Consider the following 22,555-nt stretch of genomic DNA (forward strand, 5'->3'; position numbering starts at 1 on the left):
GCTCCTACCGGCTCATGCCTCGGTCCCGATCCCGCCCGATCCCGATCGACTGCTCCAGCGATCGGTCGATGCTGCGCCCGCGCTCCAGTTTCAGCGCCAGCTCGGGCGCGCGCCGTTCCAGCACCTTCGCCAGCTCGGGGTCGCGCTTCAGGCTATCGGCTATCACGCCCATGCGGGTCGTGGCCTTTTCCGCACGCGCCCCGTCGCTGCCCGCCCGCTCACGCGCCAGCCTTTGCCAGCTCTCCACGAACCGATCGGCCCGCCGTTCCGGATCAAGGCGAACAGCGGTTTCCAACATCATGCCGTGCTGCGCCGATCCGGTCCGGCCTCCGGCGGCATCGCGCGCGAGTGAGGGATTGCGCTCCAGCGCAGCGGCAAGGTCGCGCGCGCCTTGTGGCCGCGTCACATCGAGCGCGTCGCCGGCCTTTGCCAATGCCTGCTGCTGGTGAGGCAGCACGGGCAAGCCCTGCTCGCGCATCCGCGCCGCATCGGCCCATGCGCGGGCATAGCCCTGGATCGCACGGGACTGCCGGGCCGCATCAGGGGTGGTGATGTTTGCCCCCCCTTGCCGCTCCTGGTCGAGCACCGGAACCGGCGCTGCGGGTTTGGGCCGGAACCCGGCGAACATACTCTTCGCCTTGCCTTCGACCTTCGCCACCAGCTCGCGTGCGAGTTCCGGGAACCGGATCTCGCGCCGCTCGGCAAAGGCACGTGCCTGGTCCTGCTCGGGCGCGGCGTAGTCGGCAGCCATGTCCTTCGCACGTTCGCGCGACAGGGTGCGGGCAAGCCGGCGCTGATCGGCGAAGTCGTCACGGCCGTAATGGAGCTGCACGCCGTCGCGATGCCTGGACAGGCCGACATAGGCGCTGTGCCGGTCCATGCCGGGGGTGGCGAGAATGTGCGCCCGATCGACGGTGACGCCCTGCGCCTTGTGGAACGTCGCCGCATAGCCGTGATCGACCGCGGCATAGTCCTTGGACTCGAACGCGACCCGCGCGCCGCTGTCGAGCCGCACCGCCATGCCATCGGGACCGACCCGCTCGATGGTGCCCAGCGTACCGTTCTTCACGCCCAATCCGCGCTCGTTGCGCAGGAACATGATCCGGTCGCCGGTGGCGAACTGCCGCTCGCCGCGATCGGCGCCGAACGCCACGTCCTCGCCCAGATCGCCGGTGGCACGAAGCCGGCCGCGCGCCTCCTCGTTCAGCTCGCGCACCTCGGCATTGGTATGCGTGAGGATGACGCGGGAGCGGTCGGGTTCGGCCTGACGCTGCCGATCCCACCCGTCCACCAGCGCGGCCCGCGCCGTCTCGCGCGTTTCGGCCGCCTGCACCATGCCATGCTCGTCATAGGCATGGATCGCCTCGGCCGTGCGCCCGGTGGCGAGCTGCCGCGTCCCTTCCTTCTGCCAGCCCTCGCGCTGCCGGCGAACCTCAGTGATCTCGGCCGCGCCGTGGCGCTCGCTGATCGACCGGAACGCCGCGCCTGCCTCGATCGCCTGCAACTGCTCGGGGTCGCCCACCAGCACCACCTTGGCGCCGGCGTCACGAGCATGGGACAACACCCGCTCCATCTGGCGGGTGCCGATCATCCCCGCCTCGTCCACCACCAGCACGTCGCCGCGGGTCAGCAGCTCGCGCCCCTGCCCCCACGCATGTTCAAGGCTGGCGATGGTGCGCGACGTGATGCCCGATCCTCCTTCGAGGTTCTCGGCCGCGATGCCGGACAGTGCCGCACCGCGCACGGTGTAGCCCTGCGCCTCCCACGCCTCTCGCGCGACGCCGAGCATCGCTGACTTGCCGGTGCCGGCATAGCCAACCACCGCCGACAGCCCTTCAGCGCCGGTAATATGCTCGAAGGCGTCCCGCTGCTCGCCCGACAGCACCAGCCCCCGCACCTCGGCCGCGCCCAACGCACCGGCCCGCTGCCGATCGGCGACACCGTGTCCGGCCTGCACCGCCAGCGCATCACCGGCGCGCTCCAACCGGCTTTCGACCGCAATCATGTCGCGGGAGGTGAACCGCTCCTGGTCGCGTCCGTCACGGCCCAGCGCCACCAGCTCGGGCGATGCCTTCACCGCCGCCATCACCTGGTCGAACTGCTCCTTGCCGTCGCTATGGCGGAAGGCAAAGGTGGCGAGGTCGCGGACAGTGAAGGTCGCCTGGGTGCGCGTGATCGCATCCAGCGCGACGCGCGGGTCGGCGACGATCTTCTCGCCATTCTCCCGCGCGATCCGGGCGTGATCCTCGATCCGCTCGGCTTCGAGCCCCTGCCCAGGCCGGCGCGACGCTGCCGGGCCGATCTTGTGCTGCGGCTCCAGTTCGACGCCCTGGTCGGCATAGGAGCGATGATCGATCCGCGCTTCCAGCCCCAGCTCGGCCATGCGCTCGTTCACATGCGCGGCCCACGCCTCACGCCACTCCTTCAGCAGCTCCGTGCTGTTCCAGTCGCGCACCTTCTTGCCGAAGCCGTCCGGCCCGACCTCGCGCATCGCCAGCATCACATGCGCGTGCGGCTTGGGGCTGCCGTCCTTGGCCTGGTCCCAATGCACGTTGAGGTCCGCCACCATCCCGCGCTTCGCGAACTGCTCGGCGACGAACTCACGGGCGAGCTGGACGCCCTGTTTCCGGTTCATCTCGCGCGGGATCGAGAACTCCACCTCCCGCGCCAGTTGCGCGTCCTTGCGCTTCTCGCCTGCCTCCACCTCGTTCCACAATGCCGCGCGATCCGATAGCCGCTCAGGTGCGCCTTTCGGTAGCAGCACTTCCGAATGGATCACGCCTGCCTTGTTGGAGAAGTCGTGGTTCCGCCCAAGCCGCTCGTCGTGCAGTTCGGATGCGGAGCGGTAGGCGGCGGACGCAACGGCACTAGAGCCGTTCGCGCGGCTGATGACCTTGGCGGAGAAGTGATAGATCGCCATTGCAACACTGAACCTGCCAATTTTAGCGCACGTCGGCAACAACGTATAAGCGCGCACTCACAAATCGCTGTGCTCCCCGTGATTGACTTGGTTGCATTAACCTCTGAAGCCGCTTCTCCGATGGCAGGTGGTACGCTACGCTGCATGGGTCAGCGATACGCGGAAGGAGAAGGTGATGCGGAAAGTTCGGGATTACGATGCCGAGCTGAAGGCGCTGAACGACAAGGCCAAGGCGCTGAAGGCCCGCAAGGTCGAACAACTCGGCGCCCTTGTTGCCGCCACCGGTGCCGATGCGCTCGACCTGGAAGTGCTTGCCGGCGTAATGCTCGATGCGGCCGGCTCAAAGGACACGGGCGCGAAGGAGGCGTGGCGCACGAAGGGCGCAGCCTTCTTTCAGCGGCGTGGGCGCAAGGGTCGCGGGCCTGCTCAAGACGACGGCAACACTGGAGCGGTGCAACCGGACAGCGATGCGGCGGACGGAAACGGCGCTTCAACGCTCATCTAGCAAGGAGTGGATCGTGGCGCGCCGTGAACGCACCCGGCACCTGATCGAGCTGGGCGGCCTCGTCCAGAAAGCCGGCTTGATCGAACTGGTCGAGGACGATCGCGCGACGCTCTACGGCGCGCTGCTGGAGCTGGCGGGCAAGGCACGGGGCGATGATGGCGGGGACGTGCTGACGCTGTGGAAGCGCCGCGGCCGACGCGCATTCGAGGCGGAAGCGGAGACGGACGAATGACCGAACGCACCTGGCAGCTCGTCATGACCGGGCATGGACTGGAGCATGTCACGCCGCAGGCTCAGGCCGACATGGCGCGGCTGCTCGATCTCGATCCCACCATCTCGCATCTGACGATCGAGGTGGACGGTGACAGCATCCACGTGGCGCGGGACTGGCCCAGCAACCGGATAGAGGAAGCCGACGCTCTGATCGACCGCATCGCCGGCTCCGGCCTGTTCGCGATCACCGTTCACGACAGAGGCGGCAAGCCGCCCAGGCGGGTGACGGCGCATGGCTGAGCGCCCTTTCCTACCCTCGCGCGCCCGCATCCGGGGTGGTGATAATCGCCCCCCTTTCGCGCTGCTGGCGCGTTTCACAGACACACCGGAGGCGACATGATGACTGACAGCGGATCGGATTGGGCAATGCGCGGCATCGCCGCGGCGACGATCATCTACAATGATCCCGTCTGGGCGGAACAGGAATATGCCATGCAGCGCGGTGAGCGTGTACGCGGCACTTTCGACCCGCCGATCCCCGCTGCTCATGTCGATGCGCTGCGCGGCCGCTGGGACCGCGCCAATGCGTTTCAGGACCGCATGGCGGCCGAAGGCTGCAAAACCCTGCCGGACAATGCGGACCCGTCCTCCTGGGCCTCCGTAGCCCCCGACATGCTGATCGCCGGCCGCACCGCCGATCGGCGCGGCATCCGCTGGGTGCCGGCCCCGCTCCTCGCCGAATATCAGGCGCTCGTCGCCACGCCCCTGCCCGGCTCGGCCGATCCGGCCGCATAATGGAAAGACGGTCTGTCATGGTAGCAGCCGCGGCAGACCCTGGTTCACGGACTGACAGCCTATGAAGCGACGACAGCGTAGCCGCTGAGAGCCTCACAGGCGAGAGCGGCTGCTATTCCTCCGGGTCATAGATTTCGGTCGAACCCCCTGCCCTGACATGCCGCTTGGCGAGCAGCGCCAGGAAGCCGCGCTGGACCTCCTCGAACGCTTCCTCGTCGCCCTCTTTCAACAGGGTCGAGATGGCGGCGACGATGCAGGTGCCTTTGCCGAACCCGGTCTGGTTGCTGGCGGCGGTCATAAGCTCGTCCATCCAGCGCCCGACTTCCTGAAGCCGGGTGCGGGCGACGATGCGCGGGGCACCCTCCACAAACTGTTCCATGATAGGCATCATCACCTCCTGCCTGGTTGATCGGAGGCGACCCGGCGGCGAAGCCGGGCGTTAGGAACCCTGCGCTAGGACAAGGCGCTGCCACCTTTGGGCCAGGCCTTGGACATGCGTGACAGCCGCCCGGCCGAGAAGCTCGACCGGACCTAGCGATTGTCGGGGTTCCTACGCCCCACGGCCGGGATTGACCGGACCGCACAGACAGGATCGCAAAACCGCACACACCCGGCAAGGTGCTGATGGAGAGGAGCTGTGGGTTCGACTTGGCTTTCCTGAAAGCCACACGGCCGTAGGCCGTCTTGGTGGCGGCGTTAGCCGACACGGATCAAAGGCTTATCGGCCGAAGGCCGATTCCGCCTGCATGCACACACCGCCTCAAGAGCGACGCTGCCGTTAAGGGATTCTGTTAGATAGACTCTGTTAAAGAAGTTAAGCGGGAAAAATGACCTGAAAGATGGCGGTTTTCTGCGGGTTTAAGAGATAGCGCGGTGTGTGATCCCACGTGATTCGGTGTGTGATCCCACGATACTTGGGTGTGTGATCCCACGACGCTAGGGTGTGTGAAACCACGATAGTCTGGGCCCCTTATCCACAGGTCGGCCGCATTCGAGGTGATGGACTATATCCCATCAACGCATGGACAGGCCCTCGCGGTCTCATCGTGCTAGGGAAATCGTGAAAAGCGGTGTGTGAAACCACGATAGTCAGCGTCCCTTGGCGAGCCTGTCCATCAGGTCGTCAACCTCGCCTGCACGCCGGCGTTCGGCATCGAAGCGATCCCGACGTTCCCGCTCGGCCTCCAGCTTGGCGGTTAGCGCCAATGCCTCGGCTTCTCCCCGAAGCCGGAACAGCACAGCCGCACTGCCATCTGCCGTTGTCGTCATTTCCAAGGCGTAATCAGGGAGCTGGTCGGCCTCCACCACCTTGCGGAGCATCCGATTGAACTCCTTGGGTTTGCTGTCGCTGCCGGTTTTGTCGCGCAAAACCTCAACCCGACACGTCCACCCACCCTTCTGGTTGCCGGCGTGCTTGCGTGCAATCCGATACAGGGCGCGCTCTAGACCGCCTGTCAGGAGGAAGTAATCCTGGTGCATGGTGAGAAGCGACCGCTCCCCTATGATGCCCTCATACACCCAATCTGACAGGGTGATCGACATGCCTCTCGGCTGATCCGTTTCGGGGTCCACCTCCAAAGTCCATTTATCGAGCCAGTTGAAGCCCGCCTTGGTTCGCCGTTTCGGCGCACGGATGGAGGTCGATATGGAGGTTGTCTGAAGGCGCTGAAGCGCGGCTTGCAGCTCTTGGTAAGCTCGCCCGCTGGTATCCCGTTTGATTGCCCGCAACAGGTCATAGGAGGTGGTTTTAAGCGTTCGGGGTAGGTCGTTGACCCCCTGCTCTCGCATCCGATTAAGCGTGGAGGCGGCCCACACCAGAATGTCCGCATCCCATATTGTCGCCATGCCATAGGCGGGGATCGCCTCGATCTTCACCCATGTTTCACCGTCTGGGCTCTGGTATTCAATCGGCTTCACTCGCTTGCGCTTCTGGAGCGAGAAAAACGGCCGCTCCATCGTCTCCCGCTGATCCTTCAGGGGAAGATCGCCCATCAACGGAATGAACAGATCGAACTCTGGGTTAGGGTTGTGGCGCTTGCTCATCTAAGCCACCTTGCATTTTTGCAATTGTGCAGATGTGCACATCATCAAGCGCGACCGAACTGCTTGTCCGCATCATACTTGGCGACCAGCTCGGCGATTGCCTCTGCAAGAAGGTCCTGATGGCTGCGCCTGGTCCGTGCCGCCAAAACGCGGAAGGCCTCGGCCGTAGGATCCGCAGGATCAAAATAGGCACCAAGATGATATTTACCGGGTCGCTTCCCCCCCGACCGCCCCGTGTTTGTCGCCGCAGTCGACACTGGTGCCGAGGACGCTTCATTCGGCTCAACTTTACGCTGGGCCTGAGGCGTCACCGCTGGAGCCAACAGGGATGTACGCTTCGCCATGATCAAGCTTTCAATTGTGCAGGTGTGCAACCTATCAAATCATCAAATATGTGTTTCTGCAAGGCTGCAACCTCCTGCGCTGCCTTACCTTTCGGCTCATGCTCAATGACACCCAAGCCGTAAGGCCATGCTGCACGATATGCGCTGCGTTCCCGCAACACGGCGCGTGCCACCTGCAAACCGGTTGCTTCTGCAAGCGTCCGGGCATCGTCGAGCAGCGTTGAAGCGGTTGGAGGCGCCGCGTTCAGCACGACAACACCAGTTCGCCCTGTGCTTGTGATGAGCTGCGCCGTGCGCTTGATCGCATCAAGGTCGATGAGTGATGGCCGGCACGGAATCACTACAAGATCGGCCCGTTGAGCAGCCGCCGCTGCTTCCGCGCCAGCTGCGGGCGGCGTGTCGATAATGGTCAGCGCGAAGCCATTAGCTTCCGCTGCATCAATCGCCTGGTCGAGCCTGCGCGCACTGATAGGCTCGACATGAGGCAATTCGGCTTCGCGTCGCTCGCTCCACGCTGTCGCGCTCTCCTGCGGATCAAGGTCAAACAGGGCGGTCTTGATGCCAACCGCTTGGGCAGCAACCGCAAGGTTGACCGCTAACGTCGTCTTACCGACACCGCCCTTTTGGGCTGCAAGAGTGATAATCTGCACGTGTGCACACCTTCAGTTTGCTTATATTGCAGGTATGCAGTTTATCAGGATCGCACGCAACCTATCGTCAGAGTGCATGCTTGTTGGGGGCCGGTGAGAGATGGTCAGATCGTACTCAAAGCCCAGCGACCGTCCCAATTGGGATGGTGATATGGGAATGTCTGGGCTTTGCCCGAGCCAACATAGCTGACGATGTGCAAGAGCCTGATATACGTGCATCAAATCCCTCTTTTCGGAGGTGATGGCGAGGCAGTTTATCGACGATGCGTTTTCGGGATCACAAGGGGGAGCAGGCGGATCGCGTCCGTGGTCACGAATGGTCGGCAACGCCGCTCGGCGCACTAGACCGTTGGCCGCCCGAATTGCGCACGCTCGTCGGCCTGATGCTGACCGCCAACCAGCCCATGTTTATCGTCTGGGGCGAAGCACAGACCCTGCTCTACAACGACCAGCTCCGTCCGATCCTCGGCGACAAGCATCCTGGTGCCCTAGGGCGTCCGTTCCTGGACGTGTGGAGTGACGTCGCCGACGACATGCGTCCGATCGTCGAGGCAGCCTATGCCGGCACGGTCACGCATATGGACGACATCACGTTGTTCACCGATCGCAACGGGTACGACGAAGAGACGCATTTCAGCTTCTCGTTCAATCCGATCCGCAACGATGATGGCGAGGTGCTGGGCTTTTTCTGCCCCTGTATCGAGACGACCCAGGCAGTCATCGCGGCGCGCACGATCCGCGAGAACAACGTCCGCAACCGCCAGATCGTCGATAGCGCGACCGACTACGCCATCATCGCCACTGATCTCACCGGGCAGGTCACGACCTGGAACGAGGGAGCGCGACGCATCCTTGGCTGGACCGAAGCGGAAATGCTCGGCCAGACCTTGGAACGGCTCTTCACCCCGGAAGATCGGGAACTCGGGCGGCTGGAAAAGGAAATGCAGGACGCGCTTGGACAAGGGCGTGGCAATGACGAGCGGTGGCATGTCCGCAAGAACGGTGAACGCTTCTGGGCGGCCGGTGAGATGACGCCTTTGCTTGACGGAGAGCAAACGGCAGTCGGCTTCGTGAAGGTGCTGCGCGACCAGAGCGTCCAGCGCCTCGCGGAAGAGGAACGCGACCGCTTCGTGCGCCTGGCCGAGAACAGCACTGACTTCGTCGGCATGGCCGATACCCAGGGACGTGTGTTCTACATCAACGACGCCGCACGCCGCCTCGTCGGGCTCGAAGACGCCGACATTACCAAACTCGTCATCGCGGACTTCTTCCCGCCCGAGCAGATCGAGATCGTCGCACAGACCGTATTGCCAACTGTCGCCCACGACGGGCATTGGGCAGGCGAACTGAGCTTCCGGCATTTCTCGACCGGCGAGCTGATCCCCGTCCTCTATTCGGTGTTCCCGATCACCGACGCGGCGGGTGCCCTGATCGGCTACGGCACAGTGACCCGTGACTATCGCGAGCTGAAGCGCGCCGAAAGCGAGATGCAGCTTTTGAACGGCGAGCTGGCACACCGCCTCAAGAACGTGCTGGCAGTCGTCCAGTCCATTTCCCAGCAGACGTTGCGCACCGCACCGAACATGGCATCGGCCAGTAGCGACCTCGGCGCGCGTCTCGTGGCCTTGGGGGCGGCCACGGACGTGTTGACCGGCAGCTCCTGGCGCTCGGCCGACCTGGGCGAGGTCGCGATGCGCGCGCTGGCGCCGCACGGCGCGATCGGCGAGCGCATCCTGCTCGATGGACCGCGGGTTAACCTCAAAGCTGAGGTGACGGTCGCCTTCGCGCTGGCGCTGCATGAGCTGGCCACGAATGCGGCCAAATACGGCGCATTGTCGAACGACAGAGGTACGGTGACGTTCGGATGGAACGTGGCTGGCGGGGGTGACGACTCCACCCTGTCGATCTGCTGGCGGGAGCAGGGTGGCCCGCCGGTTTCTCCCCCGCAACGCAAGGGCTTCGGATCGATCCTGATCGAACGCTCCCTCAAGTCCTATTTCAGGGGGAAAGCGGCAACTCATTACAAACCGGAAGGTTTGTCCTTTGAACTGGAGGCGCGGCTGAGTGATGCCGCGACCACGGGCGAGTAGAGACTATGGGTCAGAGCAAACCGATCGGCAGCAACACGGTCCTCATCGTCGAGCCTGAGGCGCTGGTGCGCTTCGACATGATCGCCTTCTTCGAAGAGCGTGGATGGCGCGTGTATGAGGCCGAAAATGCCGACCAGGCGATGGACATACTCGACGAGCGCAATGACATCCGGGTCGTGCTCATCGACGCGATGGTCAGCGGGCGCATGGATGGGCTGAAGCTCGCTCACTATGTCCGCGAGCGCTTCCCCCCGACGCTGTTGTTCGTCGTATCGGGTGACGCCCCGGTCCCGCAGGAAGCCTTGCCGCAAAAGGCGACGTTCCTACCCAAACCGTTCGACCTGCACCGGGTCATGCGTCAGATCGAGCAAAGCCCCGTCACGCCGTAGCTCACACTATTTTCCCAGAAATGATCGAGAAACGGGAAGGACAAGCCTTTCCCAAAACCTGTTTACGCGGCGATCTGGGAAGGTTTTAATTGTCGGTTGAGGGTCCTAGCGCCTCTATGATCCGGCACTCGGCGACAGTGCCGCCATCACAGGAGTCGATCACCGCCTTCAGCTCGCGGCGGAGCGCGGTCAGATCGGCAAGCTTGCGGTCCACCTCGCGCAGATGCTCGTTGGCGATGCGGTCGATGCCGGCACAGTCGCAGGTCCGGTCGTCCGACAGGCCCAGCAGCGCGCGCACCTGGTCGAGCGAGAAGCCGAGGTCGCGCGCGCGCCGGATGAACGACAGGCGGCCCAGCTCGGCCACGCCATAGGTCCGGTAGTTGCCGGCGCTGCGGGCGGGCGCTGGCAGCAGGCCGATGCGCTCGTAATAGCGCACCGTCTCCACCTTGGTGTTCGTCGCCTTGCCCAGATCGCCGATCGTCAGCGCCATGCCCTTGACCCTGTAGTTGCTACAGCCCCTACATGGACCGTCGCACTGGTGATTGCGAGGTGACGACATGGCAGGTGGATGCTGCGGCGGTTGCGCCGCGCCCGACACGAAGGTTGACGATCGGGCATGGCGGCGCGTGCTGTGGGTCGCGCTCGCGATCAATGCCAGCATGTTCGGCGTCGAGATCGTCGCCGGCGTGGCGGCGCACTCCGCGGCGCTCAAGGCGGACGCGCTCGACTTCCTGGGTGACACCGCGAACTATGCGATCAGCCTCGGCGTCGCGGGAATGGCGTTGCGCTGGCGCGCTCGCGCCGCGCTGGCGAAGGGCGTCTCGCTGCTCCTGCTCGGCCTCTGGGTGCTGGGCTATACGGTCTGGATGGCGACGGCAGGCACGCTGCCGGGCGCGGAGACGATGGGGATAATCGGTGTTGCCGCGCTTGTCGCCAATTTCGTCTGCGCCGCGCTGCTCTGGCGACACCGGGGCGGCGACGCCAACCGCCAATCGGTCTGGATTTGCTCGCGCAACGACGCGATCGGCAACATCGCCGTCGTGGCTGCGGCGTTCGGCGTGTTCGGCACCGGCACGGGCTGGCCTGACATTGCGGTCGCTGCGATCCTCGCCGGTCTGGGCGTATCCGGGGGCTGGCAGATCATCCGCAAGGCGCGGGCCGAGCTGGCTCAGTCCGCGCCGAACCTGAAGCGGATGCCCCCGTTGATGGTGCGTCCGTCCAACGGCCCCCAGGCATCCACGGTCCATGCCCCGTCCGGTGCGCGCCGGGGCAGCAGCAGCGGGTCGTAGCGGGTCTGGCGGAAGTCCAGCAGGTTCTCGGCGTTGATGAACAGGCTGACCTTGCCCAGCACCAGCTCGCCCATCGCGCCCAGCTCGACATAGGGCCGGCTGCGGGTTCGATAGGGGTTGTCCTCCAGCTCCTGACGCCCGGTGTAATAGGCCTCCAGCCCGATCCGTCCGCGCCCGTGCTTCTCCCACACCGCCGTCAGTCCGGCGGTATTGCGCGGGGTGAGCGGTACGAAGCGGCGACCCGCCTCATCGGGGTTCGGCTCGCGCGCGTCGGTGCGGACGTAGCTGCCGGTAAAGGTGATCGCGTCCAGACGGTAGCGCAGCAGCAGCTCGGCACCGCGAGTCCGGGTTACGCCATCGGCGTTGACCAGCTCGGCGCGGGTCGCGCTCACGTCGCGGAGCTGCACGGCGTGGTCGATGTTCGATCCGAACAGCGTGAGGCTCGCCTCGATCGGCCCGCGTGCATAGCCGAAGTCGATCGAGGCGGAGTCGGCCGTCTCGGCCCGCAGGCCCCGCAACGGCGTGATCCGCGACAGACCCGCCGCCTCCACCTCCTCGATAAACGGCGTCGGCGCATAGAAGCCGCGCCCGAGTGACGCGCGCACCGTCCACGGCCCCGGCTTGAACAGCATCGACAGGCGCGGGCTGATGCGCGTGCCGTATTCGCTGTGATCGTCTAGGCGGGCGCTGCCCGCCAGCGTCAGGTCGGGCAACAGCTTCTGCTCTCCTTGCGCGAACAGCGCCGGCACCCGGTAGGTGTAGTCGAAGGCCGGGAAGGTTCGCGAGCGGTAGCTGTCCACCTGATAGGCCGCGCCGGCGAGCCAGGTCGTGCCGCCTGTGCCACCTCCAAGCGATGCCTCGGTCAGCACGGTGCGGTGACGATCGTTCTCGACCACATCGCCAAAGACATGGCGGTGTCCCTGCGTGACGCCCGACGCGCGCAGGTAGAGCGTGCCGACGCCCTCGATCGGTGCCTGCGCGTTAAGACCAGCGTCCAAGCGCCGGCTGCGCTGGTTCTGAGGGAAGGGCGAGCCGTCCGGCACGACGCGCACCGGCAGCGTACCACCGCTTCGCTGCTCGGCGAGCGCGCCTACGGTCGCATAGACCTTGGCACCGCTGGCGCCTTCCCAGAACAGCCGCGGCCGGAACGTCCAGCGATGATAGCCGGGGATGTTCGCCCAGCCATCGCCGTCGATGTCCTGCGCGTCCTGCCGGTTGAACCCGCCGGTCAGCGAGTAGCTGAGCGCGTCGGTCAGCGGGCCGGAATTGTAGGCGGTCACGTCCTGCCCGCCGCGACTGGTCGCGTTCAGCAGCAGCTCGCCCTGTTGCACCGGAGACGGACGCCGCGACACGAGGTTGATGACGCCACCCAACGCGGACGGCCCGTAGAGCGCCGACGCCGCGCCCTTGATGATCTCGACCTGCCCCAGATCGGTCGGAGGTATTTGGAGAAGGCCGATGGAAGGGGTCTGCCCGCCGTAGAGCGGCAGGCCATCGGCGAGGATTTGCGTATAGCGCCCCTTCAGACCTTGCACCCTGACGTTCGCCGCCCCCAGCGCCGGCGACGTGACCTGGACGCGGATACCGGGTGTCTCGTTGACCAGCATAGCGATGTTACCGGGCTGCATGAGGATTTTCTCCTCGATCTCTTCCCGGTCCAGCACCTCCACCCGGATCGGTTCGTCCTGCACGCGCCGGCCCGTGCGAGTCGCCTGCACGACGATTTCCTCACCTTCGTCTGCCTCCTCGGTTGGTGTCGGCTGCGTCGGGGCGGCGGGTCGCTCCTGTGCCGCCACACCTGTCGCCATCAAGGCAAAGCCGGAAAACACGATCGCCGACGCTATCGATCGCTTGAGCCTTGATCCGTATCGCACGCTTCCACCTTCGCATGGGCGTCGCGATGGTCGGGACGCTGTATGAAGGCACGCCCATAGAGGCTGTAGCCGCTACAGGGTCAAGCGCATCTGCACGCCCCTCCATTCCCGCAGACAAACCGCCCGGGACGGACGGAACCTTGGGTAATCGGTCAAACGGCTTGCTTTAGAGGCTCGGGTTTCTTTCCGTCCGGTAGACGCTCGCGCAGGTGTTCATGCACCATCCTCGCGCTGAACGGCTTTCCAAGGAACGTGGCGTTCTCCGGCATGTCGCCCGGCTCGGGTTTGATCCGGCCACTGGCGATAACGATCTCAATCCACGGGTAACTTGACGATACGTGCCGAGCCAGCGCGAAGCCGTCAGTGCCTCCTGGCATTTCTACATCGGAAAATAGCAGGGTAATGCTGTGGGCCTGCCCCGGCAGCAAGGCCTTCGCGTCATCACCATTGTCAGCCTCGACGCACCGAAAGCCGGCATCCGAGAGGATGCCGTCGAGGTCCATAAGGATGATGGGATCGTCATCGACGATAAGCGCATTGGGATCGGTCGAGACGGTCATCCTGACATAACCACCTGAACCGTCTGTAGTTCGACTAACTTATGAAATGGCTTGCTCTGACGCCGGTAGGCATTCCCGATTGGGAAGCTGAGGCGAGAAGGGCAGGGCAGTGGTGAGCCGTTGAGCGCTGCCGGCTTCGCGTTCCCAGAACCTGTTCCCGATTGCTCTTTCCTAAAACTCACCGGGTGCGACGGAGAAGCGGGACAGCTGGTGCGTCGTTAATGTCCTAAGTTGTGCGACAGCTTGCCGCTGTCGTTTTCAGAAGACGACCGCACCATCTGACTGGATGTAACGCCTGGTGTGCATACGGCTCCTGACAGCCCAATATCAGGAGTCGTCTGCACCAATCTCGACTATGCTCAATACTCGTGTGCACCAAAGCGAGGTTTGGGCATGACATCAGACACTCCACCGATTGCCGCGCAAGGCGTGGCCACCCTGCCCGACGAGGCATGGGCGCAAGCCCGGCACCGGACGGAAATCATCGGGCCACTGGCAGCGCTTGAGGTGGTCGGGCATGAAGCCGCCGATGAGGCAGCCCAAGCGCTGGGCCTGTCCCGGCGACAGGTATATGTCCTGATCCGTCGCGCCCGGCAGGGTACTGGCCTGGTAACAGACCTGACGCCCGGCCGATCCGGCGGCGGCAAAGGCAAGGGGCGCTTGCCGGAACCGGTCGAGCGCATCATCCGCGAGCTGCTGCAAAAGCGCTTCCTGACCAAGCAGAAACGCAGCCTGGCGGCGTTCCACCGCGAAGTCGCGCAGGCGTGCAAAACCCAGAAGCTGCCGGTGCCGGCGCGCAACACCGTGGCCCAGCGGATTGCCGGACTACACCCGGCGAAAATAGCCCGCAGCCGGGGCGGGCAGGACGCTGCCCGTCCCTTGCAAGGCGCGGGTGGCATTCCGCCAGAAGTCACCATGCCGCTGGAACAGGTGCAGATCGACCACACCGTCATCGACCTGATCGTGGTCGACGAGCGCGACCGGCAACCGATTGGCCGCCCATATTTGACCCTCGCCATCGACGTGTTCACGCGCTGCGTACTCGGCATGGTGGTCACGCTGGAAGCGCCGTCCGCCGTCTCGGTCGGCCTATGCCTCGCGCATGCCGCCTGCGACAAGCGGCCCTGGCTGGAAGGGCTGAATGTGGAAATGGACTGGCCGATGAGCGGCAAGCCCAGGCTGCTCTATCTGGACAACGCGGCCGAGTTCAAAAGCGAAGCGCTGCGCCGTGGCTGCGAACAGCATGGCATCCGGCTGGACTATCGCCCACCAGGCCAGCCGCACTACGGCGGCATCGTGGAACGGATCATCGGCACGGCGATGCAGATGATCCACGACGAATTACCGGGGACGACCTTCTCCAATCCCGGCCAGCGCGGCGAGTACGATTCCGAGAAGATGGCCACCCTGACGCTGCGCGAGCTGGAGCGCTGGCTCGCGTTGGCGGTAGGCACCTATCACGGCTCCGTGCACAACGGCCTGCTCCAGCCGCCGGCCGCGCGCTGGGCCGAGGCCGTGGAGCGCGTTGGCGTCCCGGCCGTCGTTACCCGCCCCACCGCGTTTTTGGTCGATTTCCGGCTCTGTTGCAAAAATCGTGAAGCTTGAGCATGCTTGGCGGAGATTGGACGGACGGAACGATGACGGATTTCAAGTGGCGCCATTTCCAGGGTGATGTGATCCTGTGGGCGGTGCGCTGGTATTGTCGCTATCCGATCAGCTATCGCGACCTTGAGGAAATGCTGGCGGAACGCGGCATTTCGGTCGACCATACGACGATCTATCGCTGGGTCCAGTGCTACGCCCCGGAGATGGAGAAGCGGCTGCGCTGGTTCTGGCGGCGTGGCTTTGATCCGAGCTGGCGCCTGGATGAAACCTACGTCAAGGTGCGGGGCAAGTGGACCTACCTGTACCGGGCAGTCGACAAGCGGGGCGACACGATCGATTTCTACCTGTCGCCGACCCGCAGCGCCAAGGCAGCGAAGCGGTTCCTGGGCAAGGCCCTGCGAGGCCTGAAGCACTGGGAAAAGCCTGCCACGCTCAATACCGACAAAGCGCCGAGCTATGGTGCAGCGATCACCGAATTGAAGCGCGAAGGAAAGCTGGACCGGGAGACGGCCCACCGGCAGGTGAAGTATCTCAATAACGTGATCGAGGCCGATCACGGAAAGCTCAAGATACTGATCAAGCCGGTGCGCGGTTTCAAATCGATCCCCACGGCCTATGCCACGATCAAGGGATTCGAAGTCATGCGAGCCCTGCGCAAAGGACAGGCTCGCCCCTGGTGCCTGCAGCCCGGCATCAGGGGCGAGGTGCGCCTTGTGGAGAGAGCTTTTGGCATTGGGCCCTCGGCGCTGACGGAGGCCATGGGCATGCTCAACCACCATTTCGCAGCAGCCGCCTGATCGGCGCAGAGCGACAGCCTACCTCTGACTGCCGCCAATCTTTGCAACAGAGCCCGCTGGCCGCCTCAGCCTGCCACCCCGTCCCGGATTAAGCCATCACGCAGCAGCCCGGTGAATAAGAGAGGATCAGCGACCTGAGAGTGTGGCTCCAAGACTTGTGCCGCCGCCGAAATTGCGGCGATTGCTGTGGGAACACCTGCAACAATCGCTACCTGGGTAAGAACGCCGAAAATCTGGTCTCGGGTTGCACCCGCGCGTACCGCAGTGGGGACATGAAATTTGATGACATCAATTCCCGTTGCGCCCAACGCCGCGCCGGCTGCGATGATAACGAGTTCCCGGGTTTTCAAATCCAAATCGGTGCGGCTGTATACATCGCCGAAGACCCACTCAATCACATAGCGACCAAAATCAGGCGAGCTATCCTTGAATCCATCAAGGTATGCCTCCGTGGGAATGCCGGTGACTGCGGCGAATGTAGCAGATCCCCTGGCGAAACGGTCCTTTGAGACCTCAGCAGGCAAAGCGACGCTGGAATTTACGACTGACATACCCTATCTCCTCGTTTGCACTGCACCGTTCAGTCTCCAAAGCATACATTGCACAGTGCAGTGCAGTCAAGGAAGGTGATGATCATCGTGAACGAAATTAGCCCGTCTTATTCATGAGGGCGGTGGATCGAAGCTGGCGAGCGTAGCGTAAAGCATTGATCTGGCTTAGGGATTGGGTGCTCACACCAACCTTCTTCACCCCATCGAGCCCGCCACGCCCGCCATGTCCGATCTTGACGCACTTCCGTTCGCGTTTCCATCCGTGAGAGCCAAGAAGCTCACAGCCGCCTTCGACGGCGGGCGCCTGACCTCGGACGGCGGCGTCCTGCTGCTGGCTCAGGCGGCCCGGCGGATGCGGATTGCCGACAAGCTCGCCGCGGTGATCCCGGACCGGCGCGATCCGAGCCGGATCGTGCACCCGCTGCCCGAGATCCTCCTGGCGCGCATCCTGGCCATCGCCTGCGGGTATGAGGACGCGGACGACCTCGACCACCTGCGCGCCGACCCCGCCTTCAAGCTCGCCTGCGGGCGCCTGCCCGAGAGCGGCGCGGACCTGATGAGCCAGCCCACCGTCTCGCGGCTGGAGAACACGCCGGACCTGCGCGACCTGATCCGGCTCGGGCGCGTGCTGGTCGACCTGTACTGCGCCAGCTACGCCGTGCCTCCAGCCGCCGCCCCACAAGGGGTTGCTGGCGAAACGGCCTTTGGCGTCCTTGACCATCACGAACCACACGGCCGCATCGGAACCCCAGACCACAGGGTTGCCAGTGGTCATGGCGCTGGTTTCGAGCTTGCGGATCTCTTTCACCAGCGTGGCGCCGTCCAAGAACTTGCCGGTCTTGCGGTAGTGCTCGGCCGAGGCCTTTAGTCGCCGGCCGTGACGGCCAGTGGCAGGACGAGGGCGCTGGCGAGCAGAGCGCCGGTGAGTGCGATTTTCATCGTGTTCTCCTTATATGCCTATGGAGATCAGACGGCGACCACGGGGAAATCCACCGTGGGGTCGGCGATGTGGTTGGTGTAGTTGGTGAGCGTGTTCAGCGCGACGTTGGCGATCACTTCCAGTATCAGGCCGTCGTCGAGCCCCGCGCGGCGGTAGTTGGCCATGGCGTCGGCCGACACCACGCCGCGTTGCTCGACCAGCGCGCGGGCAAAGCCGGCGATTGCATCGTCAAGTGCGTTGGCCGCCTGGCCGGTGCGGGCCGCGGCGATGGCCTCTGCCGACAGTCCGGCACCTTTGCCGATCAGGGTGTGTGCGCTCAGGCAATACTGGCAGCGATTGGCTTGAGCGGCAGCGAGCGCAACGATCTCGCGCTGGGAGGCATTCAGGCGGCCGGTGCCCAGCGTTTCGGACAAGCCGAGGTAGCCATTGAGCGCCGCCGGCGCGTGGGCCAGCGTGGCGAACAGGTTCGGCACCATGCCAAGCTTGGCTTTGACGGCCTTGAGTGTGGCAGCGGTAGCGGCGTCAGCGGTGTCGATGGTCAGGGGGGCGATTTGGGGCATGTCTATCTCCGTAGTGGGTGAGGTGCAAGAGCACGTGGGCATGATAGCCCTTTGTTTGGTACGATATGGCACGTAAAGTATCAAATACGTAACCTATCGTCTTATATGGAGAGTGGAATGGCGGATCGACTGGCCGGCTTGCTCCGGCACTACTCGCTTTCGGCGCGCGTTTTTCACAGCGGCGCCTTCTGTAGGCAGCATCATTACGCGGCGCCGCATGGCTATATCCATCTGGTGCGGCGCGGCCCGATTACGGCGCGTTCGCCCGTGCATGAAGATCTGCTGGTTACCGAGCCGAGCCTGCTGTTTTATCCGCGCGTGGCGTCGCATCGTTTTGTCGCCGCCCCCGGCGATACCGCTGAGCTGTTGTGTGCGGAGGTCGACCTGGGCGCTTCGACGGGCAATCCGTTGGCCATGGCCTTGCCGTCGATGCTGCTGATTCCGTTGGCGGACTTGCCCGGCCTCGGGCCGACGCTAGAGTTGCTGTTTGCCGAAGCCGAGCGCGACCAGTGCGGTCGGCAGGCCGCCATCGACCGCTTGTGCGAGTTGCTACTGATCCAGTTGCTGCGTTATCTGATGGATGGGCGGCTTGGCGCCACCGGACTGCTGGCGGGCCTGGCCGACCCGAAACTCGCGCGCGCCATAACCGCCATGCACGATGCGCCGCAGACCGCGTGGTCGCTCGAGGCGCTGGCGGCGAAGGCGGGCATGTCACGCGCGCGCTTCGCCGCCGCGTTCAAGGACGCGGTGGGCGTCACGCCGGGCGACTATCTGGCCGACTGGCGGATGAACGTCAGTTGCACCCTGCTCAAGCAGGGGCGGCCGGTGGCGGTGGTGGCCGACCGCGTCGGCTACGGCAGCCCGAACGCTCTGGCGCGCGCCTTCCGCGTGCGCATGGGCTGCGCCCCGCGCGACTGGCTGGCGCAGCAGCGCGGTGACGCGGCGCTCAGCGGTTCGTGAGTTTGAGTTCGATTCGCCGGTTCTTGGCGTAGGCGGCGCCGGTGTTGCGCTCGTCGAGCGGGTGAAATTCGCATCACGCCGGAACAACTGGCGGAACTCCAGGTGGCGATCCGTCAACGGCTGGTCAGTCTGTTCGTGCGGCGCGGCCGGCTGGACAAGGCTGAGTCAGTGGCGCAGGTAGCTGGATGACGCTGTCCCGCCCTGAGCCGACGCTCACAGGCGGGGATTTCCAGTGTCGTCATTGTCGGCTATTGGCCGGCAGCAGCCCGTCGTTGCCTGATGGATCCAACCCCTCCGCTGCTATAGTGCAGTCGGCTTCTGACGTTCAGTGCAGCCGTCTTCTGAAAACGACACCAGCGCACTAGAGCGCGAATCTTTGCGGTCGGCTTTCATGGGCGCCATTGTGGCGCCATCGTGGCTCAAGGCCAAGGAATTTATTGTAAACGTCGCATAAGTCCTAAGTTTCGCGACAGCGGCGTGAAGCAGCGTTGCTCCTCGTGCATACCTGTCGCAAAAGTCATTTGCTAAACACATAAGTTTCAATGCATATTTGCGACATGCTGATCGGCTACGCCCGTGTGTCCACCGACGACCAAGATCTCCGGCTCCAACGGGCCGCGTTGAAGGAGGCCGGGTGCAAGCGGATGTTCGAGGAGAAGATCTCGGGCGCAAAGCGTGACCGGCCCGAGTTGGCTAAGATGATCGAGCAGCTGCGCGACGATGACACGGTAGTAGTGACGCGGCTCGACCGATTGGCACGCTCCACCCGCGACCTGCTCGACATCGCCGAGAAGCTGAAGGAGGCCGGTGCCGGCCTGCGCTCCCTGGCCGAACCCTGGGCGGACACCACATCGCCAGCTGGCCGCATGGTGCTGACCGTGTTCGCGGGCATCGCTGAGTTCGAGCGCGAGCTGATCCACCAGCGCACCAGCAGCGGGCGGGTAGCGGCGAAGGCGAGGGGGGTCCGGTTCGGCCGCCCGCCCAAGCTCACTACTGACCAAATCGCTCTTGGGGAGCGCCTAGTAGGGGAGGGCACGTCAGTCCGCGAAGCGGCCAAGCTGCTCAAATGCCACCATGCCACCCTGTATCGGGCATTGTCCGCACCCCATGGCTAGCAACGACAATCTCCACCTTATACCAGAACATCCTCAGCGGGCGCAGCTCGCTCCAAAGCGAGGCAGAATGAGCCAGGCCCTAAAAGCTACCCCCAAGATCCCGGCGAAGATCGTTCCGCTTCGTCCCAAACTGAAGGAGCTGGCCGCTCTTCCCGGTCGAGCCACGCGCTATCCAGAGTTGCGCTACATGGGTTCTAAAGCGCGGCTGCTGCCGTGGATCCACAGTGTTCTGGAAGGCTTGGATTTCGAAACGGCGTTGGATCCCTTCTCGGGCACTGGCTGCGTCGCGTACATGATGAAAGCCATGGACCGCCGCGTGACCGCGTCGGACTTCCTGAACTTCACCAGCACTGTCGCGCGCGCGACGATCGAGAACAACAGCGTTCATCTTGACGGCAGAGCGATCAAGCGACTGATCGACCGCACGCCCGCAACCCACCATTTTATCGAGCAAACCTTCGGTGGCGTGTTCTACACGCCAGAGGACCTGCGCTTTTTGGATCGTGTTTCAGGCAACATTGGCCAGCTACAGGATCCCTATCAGCAGGCCCTCGCCTATGCGGCCCTGTTTCGCTCCTGCCTCAAGCGGCAACCTCGGGGCGTCTTCACAATCTCAGGCGACCTCTCCCGCTACGATGATGGCCGCCGGGATCTCCAGCTTTCGATCGAGGAGCATTTCCTCGAGCAGATCGAAATCTACAATGCTGCCGTTTTCGACAATGGCCGCCGCAACCAAGCGCTACGCTCCGACCTATTCGAGCTGCCACGGCGCAAAGTAGATCTGGTCTATCTCGACCCACCTTACGTCCCCCGGGCCGATGATAACTGCTACATCAAGCGTTATCATTTTCTGGAAGGCCTGTCCTGCTACTGGCAGGGCCTGCCAGTGGATCCGTCGACCAAGGTCAAGAAGATCGCGAAGCGGTACACGCCATTTAGCTATCGGCGCACCGCTGTTGAAGCCTTCGACCGCATGTTTTCCCGGTTCGCCAAAAGCCAGATTGTGCTGTCCTATAGTTCGAACGGCTTTCCCGACCTTGAGCAGCTTGAGAGTCTGATGCGTAAGCACAAAAGCAGCGTGCGGGTATTTGAGAAGCCGCACCGCTACCACTTTGGTACGCATGGGGGCGTCGAGCGTGCTGCCGTGACCGAATACCTGATCGTGGGGCAATGATGCAGGTCCGCGATCAGACCCTCGACGAGATCGAGAACAACCTTAGCCCGCTGAACGTCAACTGGATGGACGACGTAGCGGCCGAAGCGATGGCATTTTTGGCCGAGCTGCCGGTCAAGGCAAGCTACGAGCGGGATGACGTGGCCGCTATGCTCGATCAGGGGTTCGAGCGGGGGATCCTCTGTGCCCGCCTGTTTCTGATGCTGTCCAAGGACAACATGACAATCGAGCTGCGGCGCGAACTCGGCGGCGACGGCAGCCCTGGGGTCACACGGTATAAGACTGAACGCGAAGCCTTCCTCGATGCCTTCGACCGGCTTGGCTTACCAGACTTGATGACGACCACGATCAACTATCAGCCGATCTGGAGCGACATCCTCATGGAGAGGCTACGCTCCGGTCGAGGGTCTGCTATTCAAGGTCAGAAGCGCGGCCGTGGCCTAGAGGAGTTCACGGAAGCTCTGGTCAAGGAGGTGTTTGGCACCGCTTTTGAGAGCCGCTGCACCTTCACCGGCGCCGATGGCAAAACCGCGAAATGCGACGTTGCCATTCCAGACAGAGGTCGGCCTCGGATTGTTATTGAGGTCAAAGGCTACAATGCCACCGGGTCAAAGATGACCGACATCATTGGCGATCTAGATGCGATTATTGACGCCAAGCGGCACGACACGACGCTCTTGTTCGTGACCGACGGCTCGACTTGGACGGCCCGACGCTCAGACCTGCGAAAGATTGTCGAACGCCAGAACCAAGGTAAAATTGCACGCATCTACACGATGAAAATGGCCGACGAGTTCCTGACGGACCTACAAAGCCTCAAAGGCTCTATGGGGCTTTAGCGCCGGCGTCGCCCACGCTGGCCAGCTGAAACTTGATCAACTCGCGCGATCGAGGCGGTTTACGGCCCGATGTGCCCGCTGCTTTTATCCATGCTGATTGGCGGCGCGGAAGCGCAGAACTGACCGGAAGGGAACGAGCGTGGCGAAATTGAACCGCTCACAAATCCAGGACGAAGCCCGCGCTATCCTCACGGCAAACCCCGGCGGTTTGCGCTGGGCGGAGGTGCTCAAGGCGGTCGGATCCGCTCACTCCGAAACACCGGCCAACAGCATCCGCGGTGCGACGCACCTCCTCTTCCACGGTGCCGACGACGTCGTGAAGATTGCGCGTGGCACGTACCA

Annotated in this window: 22 protein-coding genes and 4 pseudogenes; 15 read left to right on the forward strand and 11 right to left on the reverse strand. The window is 63.8% G+C overall.

Features of this window, described 5'->3' with window-relative positions; translation table 11 throughout:
* Positions 1-4: 4 nt before the first annotated feature.
* Entirely contained in the window at positions 5-2,920 is a 2,916-nt protein-coding gene (gene traA, locus KZ820_RS20620; protein WP_219750691.1) for a Ti-type conjugative transfer relaxase TraA, read from the reverse strand.
* 175 nt (positions 2,921-3,095) lie between these two features.
* On the opposite strand from traA, the gene KZ820_RS20625 reads away from it, so the two are divergent.
* The 4 genes from KZ820_RS20625 (at position 3,096) to KZ820_RS20640 (ending at position 4,433) form a co-directional block, all read left to right on the forward strand.
* Positions 3,096-3,425: a conjugal transfer protein TraD gene (locus KZ820_RS20625; RefSeq protein WP_219750692.1), complete on the forward strand. Its 330-nt coding sequence runs from the start codon at positions 3,096-3,098 to the stop codon at positions 3,423-3,425.
* A 13-nt stretch (positions 3,426-3,438) separates the two neighbouring features.
* The gene (locus tag KZ820_RS20630) at positions 3,439-3,657 is read left to right on the forward strand and encodes a conjugal transfer protein TraD (protein WP_219750693.1); all 219 of its coding nucleotides are present in this window, start codon (positions 3,439-3,441) and stop codon (positions 3,655-3,657) included.
* The gene (locus KZ820_RS20635; RefSeq protein WP_219750694.1) at positions 3,654-3,938 is read left to right on the forward strand and encodes a hypothetical protein; all 285 of its coding nucleotides are present in this window, start codon (positions 3,654-3,656) and stop codon (positions 3,936-3,938) included. The genes KZ820_RS20630 and KZ820_RS20635 overlap by 4 nt, the downstream gene beginning before the upstream one ends.
* 96 nt (positions 3,939-4,034) lie before the next feature.
* Entirely contained in the window at positions 4,035-4,433 is a 399-nt protein-coding gene (locus tag KZ820_RS20640) for a hypothetical protein (protein WP_219750695.1), read from the forward strand.
* Between the two features lie 112 nt (positions 4,434-4,545).
* Here the strand turns inward: KZ820_RS20640 and KZ820_RS20645 are convergent, their stop codons facing one another.
* From KZ820_RS20645 to KZ820_RS20655, 4 genes are all read right to left on the reverse strand, one after another.
* Positions 4,546-4,812, reverse strand: coding sequence for a hypothetical protein (locus tag KZ820_RS20645; protein ID WP_219750696.1), 267 nt, complete (start codon positions 4,810-4,812; stop codon positions 4,546-4,548).
* Between the two features lie 710 nt (positions 4,813-5,522).
* The gene (locus KZ820_RS20650; RefSeq protein WP_219750697.1) at positions 5,523-6,476 is read right to left on the reverse strand and encodes a replication initiator protein A; all 954 of its coding nucleotides are present in this window, start codon (positions 6,474-6,476) and stop codon (positions 5,523-5,525) included.
* A 44-nt stretch (positions 6,477-6,520) separates the two neighbouring features.
* Entirely contained in the window at positions 6,521-6,820 is a 300-nt protein-coding gene (locus tag KZ820_RS22345) for a ribbon-helix-helix domain-containing protein (protein ID WP_373369045.1), read from the reverse strand.
* Positions 6,821-6,822: 2 nt separating this feature from the next.
* The gene (locus KZ820_RS20655; protein ID WP_219750698.1) at positions 6,823-7,470 is read right to left on the reverse strand and encodes an AAA family ATPase; all 648 of its coding nucleotides are present in this window, start codon (positions 7,468-7,470) and stop codon (positions 6,823-6,825) included.
* 263 nt (positions 7,471-7,733) lie between these two features.
* On the opposite strand from KZ820_RS20655, the gene KZ820_RS20660 reads away from it, so the two are divergent.
* Positions 7,734-9,560: a PAS domain-containing HWE histidine kinase family protein gene (locus KZ820_RS20660; RefSeq protein ID WP_258048399.1), complete on the forward strand. Its 1,827-nt coding sequence runs from the start codon at positions 7,734-7,736 to the stop codon at positions 9,558-9,560.
* Positions 9,561-9,565: 5 nt separating this feature from the next.
* Positions 9,566-9,949 carry a response regulator gene (locus KZ820_RS20665; RefSeq protein ID WP_219750699.1) on the forward strand — a complete coding sequence of 128 codons (384 nt, stop codon included), beginning with the start codon at positions 9,566-9,568 and terminating at the stop codon, positions 9,947-9,949.
* Between the two features lie 85 nt (positions 9,950-10,034).
* On the opposite strand, the gene KZ820_RS20670 is transcribed toward KZ820_RS20665, so the two are convergent.
* Positions 10,035-10,439, reverse strand: coding sequence for a MerR family transcriptional regulator (locus KZ820_RS20670; protein WP_219750700.1), 405 nt, complete (start codon positions 10,437-10,439; stop codon positions 10,035-10,037).
* Positions 10,440-10,575: 136 nt separating this feature from the next.
* Here KZ820_RS20670 and KZ820_RS22085 point away from each other — a divergent pair, with 136 nt between their 5' ends.
* Entirely contained in the window at positions 10,576-11,238 is a 663-nt protein-coding gene (locus tag KZ820_RS22085; RefSeq protein ID WP_373369046.1) for a cation efflux transmembrane domain-containing protein, read from the forward strand.
* Between the two features lie 80 nt (positions 11,239-11,318).
* Here KZ820_RS22085 and KZ820_RS20675 read toward each other — a convergent pair.
* Positions 11,319-13,046, reverse strand: a pseudogene (locus KZ820_RS20675) (TonB-dependent receptor plug domain-containing protein); the annotation flags it as partial.
* 218 nt (positions 13,047-13,264) lie between these two features.
* Positions 13,265-13,672, reverse strand: coding sequence for a response regulator (locus KZ820_RS20680; protein WP_219750701.1), 408 nt, complete (start codon positions 13,670-13,672; stop codon positions 13,265-13,267).
* Positions 13,673-14,065: 393 nt separating this feature from the next.
* Between KZ820_RS20680 and KZ820_RS20685 the strand changes: the two genes are divergently transcribed.
* Positions 14,066-15,277 (forward strand): TnsB C-terminal domain-containing protein, encoded by a 1,212-nt coding sequence (locus tag KZ820_RS20685; RefSeq protein ID WP_023082272.1) that lies wholly within the window; start codon positions 14,066-14,068, stop codon positions 15,275-15,277.
* 32 nt (positions 15,278-15,309) lie between these two features.
* A complete protein-coding gene (locus KZ820_RS20690; RefSeq protein ID WP_001389365.1) occupies positions 15,310-16,074 on the forward strand; it encodes an IS6-like element IS6100 family transposase in 765 nt (254 codons plus the stop codon).
* Positions 16,075-16,139: 65 nt separating this feature from the next.
* Here KZ820_RS20690 and KZ820_RS20695 read toward each other — a convergent pair whose 3' ends face one another.
* Positions 16,140-16,625: a carboxymuconolactone decarboxylase family protein gene (locus tag KZ820_RS20695; RefSeq protein ID WP_046941321.1), complete on the reverse strand. Its 486-nt coding sequence runs from the start codon at positions 16,623-16,625 to the stop codon at positions 16,140-16,142.
* 223 nt (positions 16,626-16,848) lie between these two features.
* Here KZ820_RS20695 and KZ820_RS20700 point away from each other — a divergent pair.
* Positions 16,849-17,298: pseudogene (locus KZ820_RS20700) on the forward strand (transposase); the annotation flags it as partial.
* Between the two features lie 48 nt (positions 17,299-17,346).
* Here KZ820_RS20700 and KZ820_RS22090 read toward each other — a convergent pair.
* Both KZ820_RS22090 and KZ820_RS20710 read right to left on the reverse strand, forming a co-directional pair.
* A pseudogene (locus KZ820_RS22090) lies at positions 17,347-17,433 on the reverse strand (hypothetical protein); the annotation flags it as partial.
* Between the two features lie 158 nt (positions 17,434-17,591).
* Complete coding sequence (locus KZ820_RS20710; RefSeq protein WP_064491481.1) at positions 17,592-18,125, reverse strand: carboxymuconolactone decarboxylase family protein; 534 nt, start codon at positions 18,123-18,125, stop codon at positions 17,592-17,594.
* A 117-nt stretch (positions 18,126-18,242) separates the two neighbouring features.
* Here KZ820_RS20710 and KZ820_RS20715 point away from each other — a divergent pair, with 117 nt between their 5' ends.
* The 5 genes and pseudogenes from KZ820_RS20715 to KZ820_RS20735 all read left to right on the forward strand — a co-directional run.
* The gene (locus KZ820_RS20715; protein ID WP_043743740.1) at positions 18,243-19,085 is read left to right on the forward strand and encodes a helix-turn-helix transcriptional regulator; all 843 of its coding nucleotides are present in this window, start codon (positions 18,243-18,245) and stop codon (positions 19,083-19,085) included.
* A 557-nt stretch (positions 19,086-19,642) separates the two neighbouring features.
* Positions 19,643-20,200 (forward strand): recombinase family protein, encoded by a 558-nt coding sequence (locus KZ820_RS20720; protein WP_219750702.1) that lies wholly within the window; start codon positions 19,643-19,645, stop codon positions 20,198-20,200.
* Between the two features lie 67 nt (positions 20,201-20,267).
* On the forward strand, positions 20,268-21,374 hold the full coding sequence (locus KZ820_RS20725; RefSeq protein WP_219750703.1) for a DNA adenine methylase: 1,107 nt from the start codon (positions 20,268-20,270) through the stop codon (positions 21,372-21,374).
* Positions 21,371-22,213: a DpnII family type II restriction endonuclease gene (locus tag KZ820_RS20730; protein WP_219750704.1), complete on the forward strand. Its 843-nt coding sequence runs from the start codon at positions 21,371-21,373 to the stop codon at positions 22,211-22,213. Before KZ820_RS20725 ends, KZ820_RS20730 begins: the two co-directional genes overlap by 4 nt.
* Before the next feature lie 139 nt (positions 22,214-22,352).
* Positions 22,353-22,555 (forward strand): annotated as a pseudogene (locus KZ820_RS20735) (hypothetical protein); the annotation flags it as partial.

The sequence above is a fragment of the Sphingomonas citri genome (assembly GCF_019429485.1).
GTDB lineage: Bacteria > Pseudomonadota > Alphaproteobacteria > Sphingomonadales > Sphingomonadaceae > Sphingomonas > Sphingomonas citri.